14 protein-coding genes and 2 pseudogenes are annotated in these 18,084 nt (G+C 71.5%); 8 read left to right on the forward strand and 8 right to left on the reverse strand.

Annotated elements, in window-relative coordinates:
* Positions 1 to 165: 165 nt before the first annotated feature.
* The 7 genes and pseudogenes from ABEA26_RS00110 to ABEA26_RS00140 all read left to right on the forward strand — a co-directional run.
* Positions 166 to 420, forward strand: a pseudogene (locus tag ABEA26_RS00110) (vWA domain-containing protein); the annotation flags it as partial.
* A 260-nt stretch (positions 421 to 680) separates the two neighbouring features.
* Complete coding sequence (locus ABEA26_RS00115; protein WP_345587964.1) at positions 681 to 1,994, forward strand: ATP-grasp domain-containing protein; 1,314 nt, start codon at positions 681 to 683, stop codon at positions 1,992 to 1,994.
* A gap of 12 nt (positions 1,995 to 2,006) precedes the next feature.
* Positions 2,007 to 4,052 carry a CocE/NonD family hydrolase gene (locus ABEA26_RS00120; RefSeq protein ID WP_345587965.1) on the forward strand — a complete coding sequence of 682 codons (2,046 nt, stop codon included), beginning with the start codon at positions 2,007 to 2,009 and terminating at the stop codon, positions 4,050 to 4,052.
* A 42-nt stretch (positions 4,053 to 4,094) separates the two neighbouring features.
* A complete protein-coding gene (locus tag ABEA26_RS00125; protein ID WP_345587967.1) occupies positions 4,095 to 4,628 on the forward strand; it encodes a nucleotide triphosphate diphosphatase NUDT15 in 534 nt (177 codons plus the stop codon).
* Between the two features lie 253 nt (positions 4,629 to 4,881).
* On the forward strand, positions 4,882 to 5,289 hold the full coding sequence (locus tag ABEA26_RS00130; RefSeq protein WP_345587969.1) for a YciI family protein: 408 nt from the start codon (positions 4,882 to 4,884) through the stop codon (positions 5,287 to 5,289).
* An 8-nt stretch (positions 5,290 to 5,297) separates the two neighbouring features.
* On the forward strand, positions 5,298 to 6,443 hold the full coding sequence (locus tag ABEA26_RS00135) for an RNA polymerase sigma factor (RefSeq protein ID WP_345588153.1): 1,146 nt from the start codon (positions 5,298 to 5,300) through the stop codon (positions 6,441 to 6,443).
* A gap of 15 nt (positions 6,444 to 6,458) precedes the next feature.
* Positions 6,459 to 6,665 (forward strand): annotated as a pseudogene (locus ABEA26_RS00140) (sugar hydrolase); the annotation flags it as partial.
* Between the two features lie 125 nt (positions 6,666 to 6,790).
* Here ABEA26_RS00140 and ABEA26_RS00145 read toward each other — a convergent pair.
* The 8 genes from ABEA26_RS00145 to ABEA26_RS00180 form a co-directional block, all read right to left on the reverse strand.
* On the reverse strand, positions 6,791 to 8,350 hold the full coding sequence (locus ABEA26_RS00145; RefSeq protein ID WP_345587970.1) for a GMC family oxidoreductase: 1,560 nt from the start codon (positions 8,348 to 8,350) through the stop codon (positions 6,791 to 6,793).
* A gap of 29 nt (positions 8,351 to 8,379) precedes the next feature.
* Positions 8,380 to 9,846 (reverse strand): aldehyde dehydrogenase family protein, encoded by a 1,467-nt coding sequence (locus ABEA26_RS00150; RefSeq protein ID WP_345587972.1) that lies wholly within the window; start codon positions 9,844 to 9,846, stop codon positions 8,380 to 8,382.
* A 376-nt stretch (positions 9,847 to 10,222) separates the two neighbouring features.
* A complete protein-coding gene (locus ABEA26_RS00155) occupies positions 10,223 to 11,248 on the reverse strand; it encodes an amidinotransferase (RefSeq protein WP_345587974.1) in 1,026 nt (341 codons plus the stop codon).
* A 287-nt stretch (positions 11,249 to 11,535) separates the two neighbouring features.
* The gene (locus ABEA26_RS00160; RefSeq protein ID WP_345587976.1) at positions 11,536 to 12,306 is read right to left on the reverse strand and encodes a class I SAM-dependent methyltransferase; all 771 of its coding nucleotides are present in this window, start codon (positions 12,304 to 12,306) and stop codon (positions 11,536 to 11,538) included.
* 92 nt (positions 12,307 to 12,398) lie between these two features.
* A complete protein-coding gene (locus ABEA26_RS00165) occupies positions 12,399 to 13,637 on the reverse strand; it encodes an aminotransferase class V-fold PLP-dependent enzyme (RefSeq protein ID WP_345587978.1) in 1,239 nt (412 codons plus the stop codon).
* Complete coding sequence (locus ABEA26_RS00170) at positions 13,634 to 14,971, reverse strand: pyridoxal-phosphate dependent enzyme (protein ID WP_345587980.1); 1,338 nt, start codon at positions 14,969 to 14,971, stop codon at positions 13,634 to 13,636. The genes ABEA26_RS00165 and ABEA26_RS00170 overlap by 4 nt, the downstream gene beginning before the upstream one ends.
* Entirely contained in the window at positions 14,968 to 16,467 is a 1,500-nt protein-coding gene (locus ABEA26_RS00175; protein WP_345587982.1) for a Y4yA family PLP-dependent enzyme, read from the reverse strand. Before ABEA26_RS00175 ends, ABEA26_RS00170 begins: the two co-directional genes overlap by 4 nt.
* A 279-nt stretch (positions 16,468 to 16,746) precedes the next feature.
* A complete protein-coding gene (locus tag ABEA26_RS00180; protein WP_345587983.1) occupies positions 16,747 to 17,205 on the reverse strand; it encodes a nuclear transport factor 2 family protein in 459 nt (152 codons plus the stop codon).
* A 381-nt stretch (positions 17,206 to 17,586) separates the two neighbouring features.
* Here ABEA26_RS00180 and ABEA26_RS00185 point away from each other — a divergent pair, with 381 nt between their 5' ends.
* Positions 17,587 to 17,931 carry a hypothetical protein gene (locus ABEA26_RS00185; RefSeq protein ID WP_345588154.1) on the forward strand — a complete coding sequence of 115 codons (345 nt, stop codon included), beginning with the start codon at positions 17,587 to 17,589 and terminating at the stop codon, positions 17,929 to 17,931.
* The last annotated feature ends 153 nt before the right edge of the window (positions 17,932 to 18,084 follow it).

The raw sequence follows: 18,084 nt of genomic DNA on the forward strand, positions 1-18,084 counted from the left end.
CGCTGGAGCAGCGCGCCGACCGGGAGAACGGGCGATTCGGCGAGACACTCCGCGGCTCGCCCGCCCGGCCGGCCGCCGGAGACGAGGAGTTGACCATGAGGCCACAGGACACACCGGCGGCGCGGGGCGCACGGGACACGGCCGAGCTGTTGCGGACGATCAGCGGAGTTCAACGACGCCGCCCGTACACGCGGCGACATCGTGATGCTCACCGACGACGACTGCGGCGTCACCGAGGAATGGATGCGCGCGTGGAACGAGTCCAAGCGCCTGTTGGGCTTCCGGGTCTTCGGCGTCGCCATCGGCGCCCCGCGCGTCGCCGAAGAGGGCTCGGTCCTGGAGGCCCTGTGCGACAACCTGCGCTCGGTCGAGGACTTCACCGACGTCCAGGCCGCCGCCGATCTCTTCCGCCTGATCTGACGAGAAGGCGTACGCCCGCTTCGTCCTCCCGTCCGGCGCGGGCTCCGCCGGCCCGCCAGCGAACGGGACCGCCGCCCGGTGCCGGGCCCCTCGAACTGCCGGGCGCGCCCGCCCCCTTCCCGTTCCCTGCCGCGCCGGCCCGTCGTGACCAGAGGCATTCGCCCCCCCTCCTCGGGACCGACGCCCCGCCCGACTCCCGTTCGGGGTTGCCCGAGCCACTCGCGGGTACCCAGCCGATCTTGGGAGGAGAGAGGAGAGTCGTGTCTGACCAGAATGTCAAGAACGTCTTCGTGGTGGGTCTCGACGAGACCAATCTTCCGACGCTCGAAGCCGTACCGGGGGCGGATTCGCTTCGCTTCCATGGCCTTCTGACGGTCGAGGAGCTACAGGACGGGGAGGTGTCGCTACCGGGGGTGATCGATAAGGCACAAGAGGTGCTGGACGCCTTCGACGGAAGCATCGACGCGATCGTCGGCTACTGGGACTTCCCGGTCAGCACCCTGGTGCCGATCCTCGGAGCACGCTACGGCACCCGCACCACGAGCCTGGCGTCGGTGGTCAAGTGCGAGCACAAGTACTGGAGCAGGCTCGAGCAGCAGAAGGTGACGGACCGCCATCCACGCTTCGGCCGGGTCGACCTGAAGGCCGACCCGCCACGGACTCCGGACGGCGTGCGGTTCCCGATGTGGCTCAAACCCGCGTTGTCCTACTCCTCCGAACTCGCCTTCGGCGTGGCCGACGAGAAGGAGTTCGGCGCAGCCGTCGCCGAGATACGCGAGGGCATCTCCCGCATCGGCCGCCCGTTCGAGCACATCCTCGACCAGGTCGACCTGCCGCCGGAGATGGACGGCGTCGGCGGCCGGGTCTGCCTTGCCGAAGAGGCTCTGTCGGGTGTCCAGGTCGCCGTGGAGGGCTACGTCCACCAGGGCGAAGTGACCGTCTACGGCACGCTGGACTCCATCGACTACCCCGGTTCGCCATGCTTCCTGCGCCACCAGTACCCGTCCATGCTGCCCCCGCAGGTGATCGAACGACTGCACACCGTCACCGAGCGGGTCATGCGCCGGATCGGCTTCGACTCCGCGACGTTCAGCGTGGAGTACTTCTACGATCCCGGAAGCCAGGACATCAGCCTGCTGGAGATCAACCCGCGCCACTCGCAGTCGCACGCGGAGCTCTTCGAGTACGTGGACGGCGTGCCCAACCACCATTGCATGCTCGCCCTCGCCCTCGGTCAGGACCCGCGCATGCCGCACCGGCAGGGGCCGTACGCGATGGCGGCCAAGTGGTACCACCGGTGGTTCACGGACGGCGTCGTGCGCGATGTTCCCTCCGCCGAGGACATCGCCCGCGTCGAACGCGAGATCCCGGGTGTACGGATCGAAGTCCTGCCCGAACGGGGGCAGCGGCTGTCCGACCTGTCTCAGCAGGACAGTTACAGCTACGAGCTCGCGCACATCTTCACCGGCGGCGACGACGAGGAGGACATGCGCAGGAAGTACGACCAGTGCGTCGCCGCCCTGGGCCTGACCTTCGACGAGCCCACGGAAGCAGCGCGAGGATCGCGAGAGTAAGGAGCGCCGGTCATGCGTCATGTGACCCACCTGCCCTTCACCACGAAGGAAGAGGAACACGTCGTCATCCCCATGTCCGACGGCGTCCGCCTGTCGGCGCGTGTCTGGCGCCCCACGTCGTCGGACCACGAGCCCGTCCCCGCGGTGCTGGAGTACATCCCGTACCGCAAACGGGACCTCACCGCCGTACGGGATTCCGTCCACCACCCCTACATCGCCGGGCACGGCTATGCCTGCGTCCGCGTCGACCTGCGTGGCACCGGCGAGTCGGAGGGGGTGCTGCGGGACGAGTACCTGGAGGTGGAACAGAGGGACGCCGAGGAGGTGCTGGCCTGGCTCGCCGAGCAGCCCTGGTGCGACGGCACCACGGGGATGATGGGCCTGTCCTGGGGGGCGTTCGCGGCCCTCCAGGTGGCCGCCAGGCAGCCGCCGAGCCTGAAGGCCGTGGTCATCGCCTCCTTCACCGACGACCGGCACGCGGACGACATGCACTACATGGGCGGAGCCATGCTGTCGGACAACCTGGCCGAGGCGGGCACCATGTTCGCCTACGCCACCTGCCCGCCCGATCCCGCCGTGGTCGGCGACAGCTGGCGCGACATGTGGAACGAACGCCTGGAGCACTCCCGGCCGTGGGTCCTGCAATGGCTGCGCCACCAGCGCCTGGACGACTACTGGCGACACGCCTCGGTCGCCGAGAACTACCAGGACGTGCGGTGCCCGGTACTGGCGTCCAGCGGGTGGGCGGACGGCTACTCCAACGCCGTCACGCGGCTACTCGCCCACCTGGACGGACCCCGCAAGGGCCTCATCGGTCCCTGGTCGCACAAGTTCCCGCACCTCGGGGAACCCGGCCCCGCCATCGGCTACCTCCAGGAGGTGGTGCGCTGGTGGGACCACTGGCTCAAGGGTGTCGACAACGGCGTCATGGACGAGCCGATGCTGAGGACGTGGATGCAGGACAGCGTCCCGCCGTCCACGTCGTACGAGGAACGGCCGGGGCGCTGGGTGGCGGAGCCGTGCTGGCCGTCACCGCGCGTCCGTCCGACCACACATGCCCTCACCCGGCACGGGATCGCGCCTGCCGGCGAGTCGCATGAGGAGACGGCAGGTGTCGGGGGCGACGACGCGCTGACCGTGCGGTCCCCCTTGTCCGTCGGTCAGTTCGCGGGCAAGTGGGCCTCCTACAACGCGCCACCGGACCTGCCCTACGACCAGCGTGAGGAGGACGGCGGCTCACTCGTCTTCGAGACCGGACCACTCACCGAGCGGCTGGAGATCCTCGGGTCGCCGACCGTCGACCTCGACCTGTCCGTCGATCAGCCGGTCGCCATGGTGGCCGCACGCCTGTCGGACGTCCGCCCCGACGGTGCCGCCACCCGGGTCACCTACGGCTTGCTGAACCTCACCAGGCTGGACAGCGCGGAGCGGCCCGAACCGCTGGTGCCCGGACGTCGCTACCGCGCCACCGTCCACCTCAACGGGGTGGCGCAGAGCTTTCCGCCGGGGCACCGCATCCGTCTGTCCCTGTCCACGTCCTACTGGCCGCTCGCCTGGCCACCGCCGAAGCCGGCCACGCTCGGCGTCCACAGCGGCTCCAGCACGCTCACCCTCCCGGTCCGCCCCCCGGAGAAGGCCGACGACAACCGGGCCACGCCGTTCGGCGAGCCGGAGGGCACCCCGCCCCTGGTCACCACCACGCTGACGCCCCCGGAGGAACGCTGGGACGTGAAGCGCGACCTGGTCGGCTACAACGCCGAGCTGGAGACCGTGAAGGACGGTGGCACGGTCCGCTTCGAGGAGATCGGCCTGGACGTCGGCCGCCGCGCGCACGAACGCTACGCGTCCGTCGCCGACGACTTCACGTCCGTCAGCGGCGAGTCCACCTGGACCATGGAGTTCCGGCGCGACGACTGGGACGTACGCGTGGTCACGCACACACGTCTCACCTGCGACGAGAACAGCTTCTTCGTCGACGCCACGCTGGACGGCTACGAAGCCGAACGCCGGGTGTTCTCCCGCACCTGGAACGAGTCGGTGCCCCGCGATCTGCTCTAGCGGGCATGGCACGCGAAGGCCTCGAGGATGTGGAATGGGCGGGTGAACTCTCCCGCAGAGGGCGCCGAGCGCCCGGAACGCGTCCACCCCGCCTCCCACAGCCTCACCGGTGTGGGCCTCGCCGTCCTCGACTCCGCCGGACGGGTCCTGCTCGGCCTGGGCCACGACGGACGCTGGGAACTGCCGGGCGGCAAGGTCGACGCCGGTGAGGACTTCGAGACGGCCGCCGGGCGCGAACTGGCGGAGGAAACCGGGCTTGTCGTGTCCGCGTCGGACGTCCTGGTGATGGCGGTGCTCGTCGACGCTGTGGGCAGGCTGCCCAGGGTGACGGCGGCGGCCGTCACCCGGCGGGCCACGGGCAGGCCCCGGGTCACCGAGCCGGACAAGATCGTGCGCTGGGAGTGGCTCGACCGCCGGGCGGTTCCGTCCTCGCTCTTCCGTCCGTCCGCCTCGGTCCTGGACTGCCTGTGGCCCGAAGCGGCACGACGAGGAACCGCAGGGGTACGTCACTACGAGGTACTCGCCAGCCGGATCAGCGGGAGTGGGGCGAGTGAGTCCGACGGAGTACTTCCCTGAGCCGGTCGCACACCCGACGCACGTCCGCCGCCTCGGGGGGGGGGGGAGGCGGCCGGGAACGACCGCCGCGGGCGGCACCGTGGTGGGACATCGGTCGCGACAACCGGTGCCCACCGGGCCGCCGGTCCCGACGCGTCCCCTGCGAACCGGGCCGGAAAAAAGATCCGGCGGTGATGTCGAGAACCCGTGCCCGGCTCCGTCCCCGGAGTGAACGCGACCACAATGGGTCGTACCAGCACCGAGGAGAGACACCATGGCCAAGTACCTGCTGCTGAAGCACTACCGCGGCGCCCCGGCTCCGGTCAACGACGTCCCCATGGACCAGTGGACGCCTCAGGAGATCTCGGCCCACGTGCAGTACATGAACGACTTCGCGGCCCGGCTCGAGAAGACCGGCGAGTTCGTCGACGGCCAGGCGCTCGCGCCCGAGGGCACGTTCGTCCGGTATGACGGTGCGGGGCGCCCGCCGGTCACCGACGGCCCGTTCGCCGAGACGAAGGACCTCATCGCCGGCTGGATGATGATCGACGTGGACAGCTACGAACGCGCCCTGGAGCTGGCCGGCGAACTGTCGGCCGCCCCCGGTGCGGGCGGGAAGCCGATCCACGAGTGGCTGGAGCTGCGCCCGTTTCTCACCGCGCCGCCCACCGTCACGGAGTGACCTCGTCGATGAACGAGGCCCTGCTCCGAAGCCTCACGCCGAGCGTGCTCGGCATCCTCGTCCGCCGCGGAGCCGACTTCGCGGCGGCCGAGGACGCCGTGCAGGACGCGCTGCTCGAGGCGGTCCGCGTCTGGCCGGCCGACCCTCCCCGGGACCCCAAGGGCTGGCTGGTCACCGTGGCCTGGCGGCGGTTCCTCGACGCGACCCGGGCGGACCTGGCCCGCCGCCGCCGTGAGGACCTCGTCGACGAGGAGCCGGCGCCCGGGCCCGCGGCGGCAGCGGACGACACCCTCCAGCTGTACTTCCTGTGCGCCCACCCGTCGCTGACGCCGTCGTCCGCGGTCGCCCTCACGCTGCGCGCCGTCGGCGGGCTGACCACGCGCCAGATCGCCCGGGCCTACCTGGTGCCGGAGGCGACCATGGCGCAGCGGATCAGCCGGGCAAAGCGCACCGTCTCCGGAGTGCGGTTCGACCGGCCCGGCGACGTCGCCACCGTGCTGCGCGTTCTCTACCTGGTCTTCAACGAGGGCTACTCCGGGGACGTCGACCTCGCCGCCGAGGCCGTCCGGCTCACCCGGCAGCTCGCGGCCGCGGTCGACCATCCCGAGGTGGCGGGGCTGCTCGCCCTCATGCTGCTGCACCATGCCCGGCGCGCCGCCCGGACGGCGCCCGACGGCAGCCTGGTGCCGCTGGCCGAGCAGGACCGCGTCCGATGGGACACCGAGTCGATCGCCGAGGGCGTGGCGATCCTGCAGGCGGCCCTCGCCCGCGACCGGCTGGGTGAGTTCCAGGCCCAGGCCGCCGTCGCGGCGCTCCACGCCGACGCGCCCACCACCGAGGAGACCGACTGGGTGCAGATCGTCGAGTGGTACGACGAGCTCGCGCGGCTGACCGACAGCCCGGTCGTGCGGCTCAACCGTGCGGTGGCCGTCGGTGAGGCCGACGGGCCACGTGCCGGCCTCGCCGCGCTCGCCGCGCTGGACGCCTCGCTGCCCCGCCACACCGCGGTGGCGGCGTACCTGCATGAGCGCGACGGCGACCCGGTGACCGCGGCGCAGTTGTACGCCGAGGCCGCCCGGAGGGCACCCAACCTGGCCGAGCGCGACCATCTGACGCGTCAGGCGGCCCGGCTCAACTCCCGTCGGCGTCGCTGACGGGTCGCGCTCGGGTCCTCGCTGTGGCTGAACATCACCCAGTTCGACCGGTTCTCCGCGCCCTACCCGGCCGGCGTGCAGGTGTCCGACGGCGGCCTGAGCACCGCAGCCCGGCTGGGGCCGGCTGCTCCGGATCCCGGTCGGACGGCACCGTCCTGCGGGCACTGTCCCCTGTACGGGGTGGAGACCGGGGCGCTGCCCGCGTCGGTCACGGACGACTACCACACGAACCCGTCCCCGGCCTCCGCTGATACGGGAAGCCGGGGTCGGGCTCACGCGCGGCGCCGCGCGGGGGCGGCTGCGTGATGCCGCGGTGTCGTCCGGGGTTCCGGGAACGGTCGTCGGGTCTACCCTTCCAGAGCCGTCGGCCGCGGGGCCGGCCTGGCCGTGATGAGGTCCGCCGCGCGTTCGGCGGCGAGCAGCACGGTGACCATCGGGTTGATGGTCGGCATGGTGGGGAAGACGGACGCGTCCACGATCCGCAGCCCGTCGTGTCCACGCAGCCGCAGCTGGGGGTCGACGACGGCCATGGGGTCGTCCTCGGCGCCCATCCGGCAGGTGCCTGCCGGGTGATAGACGGTGTGGGCGGCGCGGCGCCCGTACTCGGACAGGTCGGCGTCCGAGCGTACGTCCGGTCCCGGTGCCACCTCACGCAGCAGCCAGTCGCTGAGCGGGGCCGTGGACGCCACTTCGCGTGCGATCCGCAGGCCGTCGACGATCGTGCGCTCGTCGTGCCCGTCCGGGTCGGTGAAGTAGCGGAAGTCCAGGGCCGGTTTGACGTCCGGATCCGCGCTGCGCAGCCACATGCGGCCGACGGAACGGGCGCGCGGGACGTTCGGGGTCATGCAGACGCCGTGCTCGGGGACGGGGTAGCCCAGCCGTTCGGTGTTGGTGGTGAACGGCACCTGGTAGAAGTGGAACATCAGGTCCGGGCGCGGACCGCCCGCCGGGTCGCGGCGCAGGAAGAGGCCGGCGTCGGAGTCCATGGCCGAGTTGGGCGGGAGCGGTTCACGGGTCTCCCACACCATTACCGACTCGGGGTGGTCCAGCAGGTTCTCCCCCACCCCTGGCAGGTCGGCGCGGACCTCGATGCCCAGGTCGCGCAGTTGGCCGGCCGGGCCGATGCCGGAGAGCATGAGCAGTCGGGGCGTGTCGATCGCCCCGGCGCACAGAAGCACCTCGGCGTCCGCCTCCAGCGTCGAGAGGGAGCCGTCGGCGTTGCGCACCTGGACGCGGGTGAAACGGCCCTCGCTGTCCGGCAGCAGCCGGTACGCCCACGTCTCCAGACGCAGCGTCAGGTTCGGTCGGTCCAGGACGGGGTGCAGGTAGGCGACGGAGGCGGAGGAGCGGGTGTTGGTCGCCGGGTCGTACGCGAGGGAGAAGAAGCCTGCGCCGTCGGTGAAGGGGCGGGCGTTGAAGTCATCGACGCGCGGTACGCCGAGCCGGGCGGTGGCCGCCGTGACGAAGTCCTCGGCGATCGCGTTGCGGTCGTCGGCACCGACGGGCACGATCGTGTTCTGCAGCCGTGTCCGGTACGGCAGAATCGTCCGGGGCTCCCACCCGGCGCAGCCCCGCTCCACCCACTCGTCGAGGTCCTGCGGGAACGGCAGGAAGCTGATCAGCGTGTTGTGCGAGGAACAGCCGCCGAGCACGCGGGCGCGGGAGTGCAGAATGTGTGAGTTGCCGCGCGGCTGCTCCTCGGTGGTGTAGCCGTAGTCGAACTCGGAACCGAGCAGGTTGATCCAGTTGCGGAGCCGCAGGATGCGTTCGTCGCCGACATCGCTGGGGCCGCCCTCCACCACGCAGACACGGCTGGCCGGGTCCTCGCTCAGCCGTGCGGCCAGTACGCAGCCGGCCGTACCGCCACCGATGATCACGTAGTCGTAGGTCGTCGTCTCGTCGTCCATGGCGTCGCCTTCTCTCTCGCCCTGCCCGCTCAGCCCTTGAACCAGCCGGAGACAGCCGGCCGCAGGTTCTGGTAGATGTGCTTGGCCTCCTGGTATTCGCGCAGGCCGGTGGGCCCGAGTTCCCGGCCGATACCGGAACGGCCGAAGCCGCCCCATTCGGCCTGCGGTACGTAGGGGTGGAAGTCGTTGATCCAGACCGTGCCGTGCCGCAGCCGGCCGGCGACCCGCTGGGCGCGGCTCGCGTCGTTCGTCCAAACGCCGCCGGCCAGGCCGTAGCGGGTGTCATTGGCCAGTTCGACGGCCTCCTCCTCGGTACGGAAGCGTTCCACCGTGACGACCGGGCCGAAGACCTCCTCCCGCACAATGCGCATCGAGCGGTCGCAGTCGGCGTAGACGGTGGGCAGCAGGAAGAAGCCTCGGGACAGCTCGGGGTCGTCCGGGCGACGGCCGCCGCAGACCAGTCGGGCGCCCTCGTCCCGGGCGATCTCCAGATAGCCTTCGACCTTCTCCCGGTGCTGCGCCGAACTGAGCGGCCCGCTCTCGGTCGTCGGCTCGAGGCCGCTGCCGAGCCGGATGGTCTGCGCGCGGGTGGCCAGCCGCTCGACGAAACGGTCGTGCAGGCTGTCCTCGACGAGGAGCCGCGAGCCCGCCGAGCAGACCTGCCCCGAGTGGAGGAACGAGGCTTCGAGGGCGTGGTCGACGGCGGCGTCGAAGTCGCAGTCGGCGAAGACCACGTTGGGGTTCTTGCCGCCGAGCTCCAGGGCGAGGTTCTTCACGCCGGGCGCGCACGCCTCCATGATCCGGCGTCCGGTGGCCAGGCCGCCGGTGAAGGAGACCAGGTCCACCTCGGGGTGGGAGGACATCGCCGCGCCCACGGTGCCGCCCGGGCCGAGCACCAGGTTCGCGACCCCGGACGGCGCTCCCGCCTCGGCGATCAGCCGGAGCATGTGGATCGTGGACAGGGGGGTCGTCTCGCTGGGCTTGAGCACGAAGGTGTTGCCCGCCGCCAGGGCGGGGGCGACCTTCCAGGAGGCCTGCAGCAGCGGGTAGTTCCACGGTGCGATGAGGGCGCAGACGCCGAGGGGGTGGTAGGTGACCCGGCTGAGTACATCGGGGCCGACGTCCACGACCCGGCCGCCGTCCTTGTCGGCGATCTCGGCGAAGTAGCGGAACGCGTTCGAGACGTCCTCGATGTCGATGCGCGCCTCGGCGAGCGTCTTGCCGGTGTCGAGGGTTTCGACGCGGGCGATCTCTTCCTGGTCGCGCAGGAGGAACCGCGACACCCTGAGCAGCACGTCGGCCCGCTCCCGGGTGGGCGCCGCCGGCCAGTCGCCCCGGTCGAACGCCTGCCGGGCGGCTCGTACGGCCCGGTCGACGTCGGCCTCGTCGGCGTCGTCCACCTGCTGGACGACGGACGCGTCGAAGGGGTTGACCACGTCCCGGCGTGCGCCGTTCACGGCGCCCGTCCACTCGCCGTCGATGAACAGTTCCGGCATCGCAGGCTCCCTCGCTCGTACCCGTCCGGTGCCGACGCAGCCACCGGCACGGCACACCTGGCACCAACATCGTCGGAGGGACCCGCGCCGGTCATGCGGACGCACCGGTCGAGGGAGGGTTGGGTGGGGATGTGACCTGGTTGGGCTAGCTTTCTCGCCTACGCGGTCGGCCCGGGCCCCGTGTCCGGCCGGGCGGGCGGCACCGGCCGGCCGCCTGCCCGGGACCGACGGCGCGCACGGGACCGGGCCGAGAGACAGGGGCGCCACGGACACCGACAGGGGCGCCGCGGGCGCCGGCCGGGCGCCGGCCGGGCGCCGGCCGCGGGCACGACCGCAAACGGCCATCGGCACGGCAGAACGCCGCCCGGCCGCCCGGTCACCCTTCCAATTCGCGGACCAGAGGATGATGCGCGCAGCGGAAGCCACCGGCGAACGCGGTCACCGCGTCGAAGGGAAGCGTGTGAACGGTGACGTTCCGCGCGGTCAGCGCTTCGGCGAGTCCTGTCAGACGTTCGTCGACGAGCACCTCCCCGGGGCCCATGACGAGGCTGTTCCCCGCGAGGAGGTCCACGGCGGCCCGCAGGCCGATGTCGATCAGGTCCCAGTCGGCGACCGGCACCGGCACCCCGTCGACGAACTGCTCACGGCAGACCACCGCCAGCCCCTCACGGACGGCGGTGAGGCCGTCGTCCAGATGGATCACCTGGTCACTGACCGGCACCTCGTGGACGCGGTAGCCGTCCCCGAGCAGCCGCGCCAGCCACCGCGCGCCCTTGGCGTCGGACGCCGCTCCGCCCCGGCCTTGGCCGACGAGGATGTCCCGGCCGAGGACCATGACGTCACCGCCTTCGAGGAAGGGACCCGTCGCCGACGCGAGCTCCGGCACCGCCACCGGCGACGGCGGCGGCATCACCGAGTGGCGGGCGCCGCGGGACACGGCCTCCTCGAAGACGGGACGCAGACCGAAACGCTCCTTGAAACGGGCCGGCAGCCGCAGGGCGGCCTCGATCACGTGGTCGCCGACGACGATCATCGGATCACGGACGAAGGTCTGCATGCTGAACCGGTCGCCGTCGTTCTCGTACACGCCCAGTTCGTGTTCGGTCAGCTCCCGCGGTCTGTGCACGCTCACTCCGCGGCCGGTCAGGAAGCGGACCAGTCCGTCGATCTGCTCGACACTTCTCGTGTATCCCTCCGGGTCCGCTTCGGACCAGAGCCTTCCCGCCCAGCCCGGCAGGTCCCGGCGGGTGGGGCCGGGCAGGAAACGCAGTGAGTCCGGCAGACCCGCACCGAGCCGCTCCGGAACGCGGAAGTCGATGACACGGCCGACCACGGCCTCCTTCAGGACTCCCCATTCGTGGGTGACGTTGACACGGTCGAAGGGTTGCGCTGTGGACGTCATGATCCCGTGGCTCCTTACCCTGTCCCCGTGAGCGGCCCGGGCCCCGCAGGGCCTCTGACCTGCTGACATATCCAGCGTTTCACGTGAAACCGGCCGCTACGTCATCGAATGGGAGCAAAGGCTGCCGGCCAGTACGGACGAACCGCGCCACCGGGCCCTCAACCCTCAGGAGGACATCCGTGCCGCCCGATGCCCGTGGTCTTCCGCTCCGCCGTGCCGGTGAACGGGCTGCCACCATCGGCCTGGGAGACCGGGACTGCAGGGCCGGCCAGTGAACCCGCGTGGGGTCAGTCGCCCCTGACCGCCACCAGAACGGCGCTGTCGCCGAACTGCCAGACCGGCGTGACATGCCGGAAGCCCGCCCGTCGGAGCAACTCGGCGTGGCGGTCCGCCGCGAGGTCCTCGTCGGCCCCGGTCCCCTCTTGGGCCGCACGGCGCTGGGTTCGCTCGGCGAACAGGTCGGCCAGTTCGGGATCCCGGGCCGCCGCGGCCCACCATTCCCGCCAGTCCTCGTGAGTGTGGCCGCCCGTCCGCTCCGCGCGGCGACGGCCCACGTAGGCGGTGATGTCCGAGCAGGGTGCTTCGTCGGGCGGGAAGTGGTCGCCGTTGACCAGTACGCCGCCGGGCCGCAGCAGGGCGGCGAGACGGCGGTACGTGTCCAGGAGGACCGGTTCGGGCAGGTAGTGCAGAGCCGTCGTCGAGACGGCCGCGTCCAGGGGGCGTTCCAGCCCGAGGTCGTCGGTCCAGCCGTCGGCGCCGATCACGGTGTCTACATAGCGGGCGGCGTCCGCGTGGTGGGTCCGTCCCAGCTCCAGCAGCAGCGGATCCATGTCGGCGGCGACGATCTCCGCGTCCGGCAGGCGGCCGGCGAGTCTGGCGGCCAGGGAGCCGGGACCGCAGCCGAGGTCGAGCAGGAGCGGCCGGGTACGGCCGGCCGTCACGTACTCGACGACATCCGTGATCACCGTGAACCGCTCCTCGCGGTCCACGGCGTAGCGCTGCTGCTGTCGCTCCCAGCGCTCCACCCACGTCCTGGCCATCGCCATGCTGATGCCCATCTGGTCGCGCCACCTCTTCCGTCTCTCACCCGTCGCGGACGGGACCGAATCTACAGGTGGAAACGGTTATCACTTGCCATATGGCTCGCGCTTCACGCCAATGACGCCAGTACGGCGAACAGGCGGTCGATTTCCTCCCCCGTGGTGTAGACGTGCGGGCTCACGCGCACCGACCCGTCCTTCTCGGCCGCGCCGGCCTGGCAGAGGCTGTCGGCCCGCACCATGAAGCCGTGGCTGTAGAGGATGAACCCGAGGTCGTCGGACGGGATGTCGTGGTGCCGGAAGGTGACGATGCCGTGACGGCGCTGGGCCGTGGGGAGCGCGGAGCCGGCGGCCAGACTGGTGGGACAGCCGAGGATCTCGTACGCGTCGAGGTTCCTCAGTCGGTCGGTCAGCCGCGTCGTGAGGCCGGCGGTCCAGCGGGCGACCCGGTCGAGACCGGCCGTCTCCAGCCAGTCGAGCGCCGCCCGCAACGACACGATGCCCACCGTGTTGGGCGTGCCCTGCCATCCGGCCGGCCGGAACGCGGGCCCCCGCGTGTTGCGTGCCCAGACCGCTCCGGTACCCGGCAGGGCCATCGCCTTGTGCCCCGAGAAGACCACGAAGTCGACGTCGAGCGCGGGATCGGCCAGGTCGACGGGCAGGTGGCCGACGCTCTGGGCGGCGTCCAGGCAGATCGGCACGTCCGGGCCGACCGCCGCGCGGATGCGGTGGACGTTCATGTCACCGCCGTAGACGTGGTGGACGTGCGTGGCGGCCACGAAACGGGTCCGCGGACCGACGAGGTCGCCGAGGGCTCGGTGGTCGTAGTCGCCCGAGACCGCCTGGTAGGGCAGGGCGCGCACGTGTACCTCGACGCCGCGGGCTGCGAGCAGCCGCCGCGTCTCGAGCCAGGGGTCCAGATTGGCCCGGTGGTCGGCGAACGGCACGAGGATCTCGTCGCCGTCGGCGAGGTACGGCATCAGCCAGTCGTGGGCGACGGTGCGCAGCCCCTCGGTGGTGCCGCTGGTGAAGTGGACGGCGGAGTGGTCCGGTTCCGGGTCGTGGAGGAACTCCTTGACCCGCTCGCGGGTCCCTTCCACCAGCTCCGTGGTCCGGTTGGCCCAGGGGTAGGTGCCGCGGCCCGCGTTGGCGTTCGACGTCGTGACGTAGGCCTGGACGGCGTCCAGTACGGCTCTCGGCTTCTGGGACGTCGCCGCGCTGTCGAGGTAGACCGACCCCGGATGTGCGGTGACGATGGGGAACTGCTCCCTCAGTTCCCGTTGCCAGTCGGCGTCCCGGCCGCTGTTCTCCTCGTGTTCCGCCCCGGGGAGCGGGCCGGTCGCGCTCATTCCCGCACCAGCGGTGCGCCCGCGTCCCGCCAGGCGACGATTCCCCCGGTCAGGCTGCGCACGTCGGGGTGGCCCAGGCGCGTCAGCAGGGCGGCGTAGCGCAGTGACCTCTCGCCGACGGGACAGGCGAGCAGTACCGGTGTCCGCTTGCTGAAGGGGAGCCCACCGCGGACGAGTTCCTCGAACAGCTCGTCGACGATGTTGACCGAGCCCTCGATGTGCAGGGCGGCGTAGGCGTGCGGGCTGCGCAGATCGACGACGAGCGGCCGGGGATCTCCCTGCGTGATCCAGCGGCGGGCCTCGTCCACGGTCGCGGACCGGCCGCCCGTCCGCACCTCGTCCTCGGTGAGGGTCGCGAGGGTGGGCCCGCGGCTCGCCCTGCCCAGCAGCTCGGGGCGGCGTGCGCGCACGTAACTCAGATAGCTCTCCGCCCGGTCGCACACGATGAACACCGCGGTCTCCCGGCGCCCCGAGCCCTCCAACGCCGCGTCGGCGTCCCGCAGATGCCGGACCGCGCCCTGGTAGGCGGCGCCCCCGGTCGGTCCCGTCAGCAGTCCGCAGCGGCGGATGAGGGTGAGCATCCCGTCGACGGCCTCGGCCGAGGTGACGGACTCGATGGTGTCGTACGTGGCCGGGTCGAACAGGCCGACCTGATGGACCTCGTCGATGGTGCGGATGCCGGGGATGAAGTCCGACTTGTGGGCGACCAGACCGAGCACCCGCACGTCCGGGTCGTGTTCGCGCAGCACCCCGGCGACGCCGGTCGACGAACCGGCCGTGCCCACGCAGGCGACGAACCAGTCCGGTGCCCGCCCGTCGAGGTCCTTGACTATCTCGGGGCCGGTCCCCTCCGCGTGCGCCTCGACGTTGCGCGGGTTGAAGTACTGATCGGTGTGCAGGTACGTGCTTCCCGGCTCCGTGAGTGTCTGGTGGAAGTGGGTCAGCGGATCGTCCGTGTCGGTCGGGTCGAGGCACTCGCTGCGCCCCGGCAACTCCTCGATCTCGGCGCCGAGGAGCAGGAGCAGCTCCTTGATCTCGGGCACCCGCATCCGGTTGGTGACGCTCTTGAACCTCAGTCCGTGCATGCCGGCCAGCAGGGCGAGGGCCTTGGCCGTGTTGCCGCTGGAGAGTTCCACGACGGTCCCCTCCCCGTCGGCCGCGCCCTCCAGGTGGGGGCGGGCCATGTGCCAGGCGGGCCGGTCCTTGACGGAGCCGAAGGGGTTGAGCATCTCCAGCTTGGCGTAGAGGTCGATGTTGCGCAGCCCGTGCACGGCGGGGTCGATGCGCACCAGCGGTGTGTTGCCGATGGCCTCCGTGATGCTGTCGTACCTCATGCGGGCGTTCCCCCCGGGTGTGTGATCGGCCAGTAGTCCTCGTCCAGGCACCAGCGCCAGGAGTCGCCGTCCTTCTCCACCGCCACTGTCCGGGCCAGGGGCTGCCGTTGCGCGTGGTGGGCGTGGAAGTCCATGGCGTACCCGGCCGTGTTGGCGAAGGCCAGCAGGTCGCCGGCGCGCGGCAGCCTGGGGAGGAAGACCAGGCGGCGGGTGATCAGATCGGCCTCCAGGCACAGATTGCCGACCAGGTGGACTCCGACCGGCCCCTCGCCGTCGTCCTTCTCCGGTTCGCCACGGGGCAGCAGCACGGGGTCCACGAGGACTCCGTGCTCCTCCAGACTCACGTCCCCGGCGTTCATGCCGAGGCGCACCAGGTACGGGGCGGAGTCCTCGCCCGTGCGCCGCACGTCCAGCACCCGGGCCAGCGACAGCCCGCACTGGTCGACCAGGGAACGGCCGGGTTCGATGTGGAGGTCGTGGAGGTGCTCCAGGAGCAGAGTGCCCGGCCCGCGGCCCAGGACCGGTGCGGGCAGCGTGAGGAGTTCGTCGAGGTAGCCGGGGCCGGCGGTGGGGCGGTGGCCGGGGTACAGAGCGACGGACCCGCGCACCGTGCCGCCCTCGTTGCGCAGCCCGTAGCCGTGGCCGCGCCAGGTCAGGGGCGGGCGGCCACCGAGGACCGCCTCGCTGAGCGCCGTCGTCCAGCGTTCCCATTCCTCGGCGTCGGCGACGTAGCCGACGCCGAACCCGCCGCCGATGTCGACGGCACGCGGCGCCAGGCCCCGTGCCCGGCATTCGTCCATGAGCAGCACGCACTGCTCCAGGGCCCGGCCCTTCTCGGCCAGGCCGGTGGTGTCCAGGTGGTAGGCGAGGCCGGTCAGTTCGACGGCGTCCGCGTGCCGTTCCACGGCCGCCAGGAGCGCCTCGACGTCCCGCGCCGGGGTGCCGAAGCGACTGCGGCGCGACAGCATCCGGGTGCCCGCTCCCCCGTGGCCGGCGGCCGACTCGAATCCGGACAGGCGCAGCAGCACCTGGGGCCGGCCGAGTCCGTACTCGCGTACCAGCCGGGCGAGCTGTTCCAGCTCGCCCGGCGAGTCCAGGTTCACCGTCGCTCCCACGCGGGCCGCCAGCCACAGGAACTCACGGTCCTTGGGACCGGTCGCCATGACGCGGTCCCCGGTGAAACCGCAGCTCAGTGCGTGCCGCAGTTCCTCCAGCGAGGCGACGTCGACACCGACGGCGGCCGGTTCCGCGGCCGCCAGCCGCCGCACCAGGGCGCTGGACCGGTTCGCCTTGTGCGCGAAGTACACCCGTCCGGCGAGATGGTGGCGGCGGTAGACGGCCCGGAAGCGCTCGGCGTTCGCGGCGACGGTCTCGGGGAGCAGCACGTTGAGTGGAGACCCGAGCGCGTCCACGAGCGAGTGCAGCAATGGTGCGGCCCCCAGCAGTGAGGCGAGCGGTTGGTCCACCCGCGGCCTCAGGTATAAGGGCACATCCACGAAAGACCCCTCCCCATGTCGGCCGACCGTCGTTGCGACGACCGTTCGGGAGTAGTCGTTTCCAGGTACACACGCCGCTAAGCCTCGGGGCGCGGCCGGGGGCCGGAGCGGACGCTTCCGCCGCCACCGGACGGTTCGGTGCCCGGAACGCGACGCGTGCCCCTCATCAGCTCGTACACGCCGGAGTAGCCGTCCTGGCCGTGGCTTTCCGCGAACCGCCGGCCCAGGCTCGGCCGGGCCGCCCTTACGCGGTGACACTCCACTGGCCAGCGAGCTCCGTCACGGAGTGCAGGCCTCGGCGATGGACAGGCTGTTCTCGTAGAGGTGGTGCCGGATGATCCGGCCGTCCTCGACGGTGAGGTGGAGCGCGAACGGCCCCTCGAAAGGCTTTCCGGTGGCACGTACGACCCCCGACAGGTGCCCCGTCAGGACGGCGTCGGTGCCGTCGACGAGGAAGGCGTCCACCGAGGCACGCGCGTCCTCGGGAACGGTGTGCTCCATCAACTCCGTGAACTGTGCCGCACATTCGGCGGCTGTGGAGCGGGGTCGGATCCACGGAACGGCGGGGTTCTCGGCGAGCAGCCAGTCGACTTCGTCGGCGAAGAGCTGGGCGAGCCGCCCGGTGTCCCCGGCGACGCGGGCGGCCAGGAACTCCCGCACGACGGCCCGGGTGACCTCGGCGACCGGGGTGGCGTTGACGACGGGACTCGCCTGGGCAACGGTGGGCTTCACGGACATCCTGCTCTCCTCGCGACTGCGGCCGGTTTCGGCGGGGTTCCCGTCGACACACTTGATACTGCCGGGGAGAGGGAGAAGGGTCGATTACCCCGGAGGTAGGGCGCCGGGGGCGAGCCGCCGGTCCGGTCCCGAGAGCGGGCGGCCACGCATCGCCGACATCGTCGGTGATCAGCTCGGTGGCCTTCGGCGCCCGTTTCCTCGGGCGTCCGCTTCCTCGAGCCGCGCTCACCCGTCCGGCTCAACCGCCGGGCCGACCAGGGCGACCGGAAGTCACCGCTTTGACACACACCGCCATCGAGCGTTGACTACCAGTACGGCGCAGAGCCATGCCGCCCCGGGGAATCCGGTGATCCAAGCGACCCAGGAAAGCGGCTGATGACGATGTACGACCAGACACGCGCACGGCAGCCATCGGACCAGACCCCGCGCCGCCCCCAGCACCACTCCACGGCGCCTGACGCCCTCCTTCCGTCGGACGAACGCGACGCGGTCCTGCTACGCCTTCGCCAGGCCATCAACACCTTCGCCGACACTCCGCGTCAATCGCTGGAAGAAGCAGAGGGTGCCTTCGACGACGCCGTCGCCCACCTCGTGAACACGCTCGCGCAGCGGCGCCAGGCCCTCCACGAGAGCTGGCAGGACGGGGATCCCGACACGCAGGCCGAGGAACTCCGGATCGCGCTGCGGCAGTACCGGGAGATCACGCAGCGGCTGCTGCGCACCTAACTAGAGCCGCCCGGGACGGCCCCGCCACCGCGCGATCGGTCAGGCCCACGGACGGCCGACGGCCACTGATCCCGTGTTTACCCGGGCGACCCGGGAGGAAGTGGCATGGGGCGTCAGGATCGCGGGGCGACCGTCGTCGCCGCGCGACCGAGC

Source organism: Streptomyces marokkonensis (assembly GCF_039539045.1).
GTDB lineage: Bacteria > Actinomycetota > Actinomycetes > Streptomycetales > Streptomycetaceae > Streptomyces > Streptomyces marokkonensis.